The sequence below is a fragment of the Salinisphaera aquimarina genome (assembly GCF_042643355.1).
GTDB classification, from domain to species: domain Bacteria; phylum Pseudomonadota; class Gammaproteobacteria; order Nevskiales; family Salinisphaeraceae; genus Salinisphaera; species Salinisphaera aquimarina.
Map to the genome: position 1 here is coordinate 1 of NZ_JBHRSS010000012.1, position 1,180 is coordinate 1,180.

Here is a 1,180-nt window from a genome sequence, read left to right on the forward strand (position 1 = left end):
ATCTTGGTAACGACGCCAGCACCCACGGTGCGGCCGCCTTCACGGATTGCAAAGCGCAGACCTTCTTCCATCGCGATCGGATGGATCAGCTCCACGTTCATCGTGACGTTGTCGCCCGGCATCACCATCTCGGTGTCCGCCGGCAGCTCACACGCGCCGGTGACGTCCGTGGTGCGGAAGTAGAACTGCGGGCGGTAGCCCTTGAAGAACGGCGTGTGACGGCCGCCTTCTTCTTTCTTGAGCACATACACTTCGCACTCGAATCCGGTGTGCGGGGTGATGCTGCCCGGCTTGGCCAGCACCTGGCCGCGCTGGATGTCTTCGCGCTTGGTGCCGCGCAGCAGCACGCCGACGTTGTCGCCAGCCATGCCCTGGTCGAGCAGGCGACGGAACATCTCGACGCCGGTCACCGTGGTCTTGACCGTGGCGGTGATGCCGACAATCTCGATCTCGTCGCCGACGTTCACCACGCCGCGCTCGACGCGACCGGTGGCGACGGTGCCGCGACCGGAAATCGAGAACACGTCTTCTACCGGCATCAGGAAGGCGCCGTCCACGGCGCGTTCCGGCTCGGGAATGAAGTCGTCCATGGCGCGCACGAGCTTGGCGATCGCTTCGGTGCCGAATTCGCCTTCGTCGCCTTCCAGCGCCTTGAGGGCACTGCCGATGATGACGGGGGTGTCGTCGCCGGGGAAGTCGTAGGCGTCGAGCAGCTCGCGCACTTCCATTTCCACCAGCTCGAGCAGCTCTTCGTCGTCGACCATGTCGGCCTTGTTCAGGAACACGACGATATGCGGCACGCCGACCTGACGCGAGAGCAGGATGTGCTCACGGGTCTGGGGCATGGGGCCGTCGGCGGCACTGACCACCAGAATCGCGCCGTCCATCTGGGCGGCACCGGTGATCATGTTCTTGACGTAGTCCGCGTGACCCGGGCAGTCGACATGCGCGTAGTGACGGGCTTCCGATTCGTACTCGACGTGCGAGGTCGAAATCGTGATGCCGCGCGCCTTTTCTTCCGGCGCCTTGTCGATCATGTCAAACGCTGACAGCTGCGATCCGAACAAGCGGTTCGATACCACCGTCAACGCGGCCGTCAACGTCGTCTTGCCATGGTCAACGTGACCAATCGTGCCGACGTTCACATGCGGCTTGTTACGCTCGAATTTTGATTTGGACA

General features: G+C 63.1%; 1 protein-coding gene. It reads right to left on the reverse strand.

Going from position 1 to position 1,180, the window contains the following annotated elements; all coding sequences use genetic code 11:
* The coding region (gene tuf / locus ACFOSU_RS20875; RefSeq protein ID WP_380691994.1) for an elongation factor Tu at positions 1–1,180 on the reverse strand (1,180 nt) is incomplete at both ends.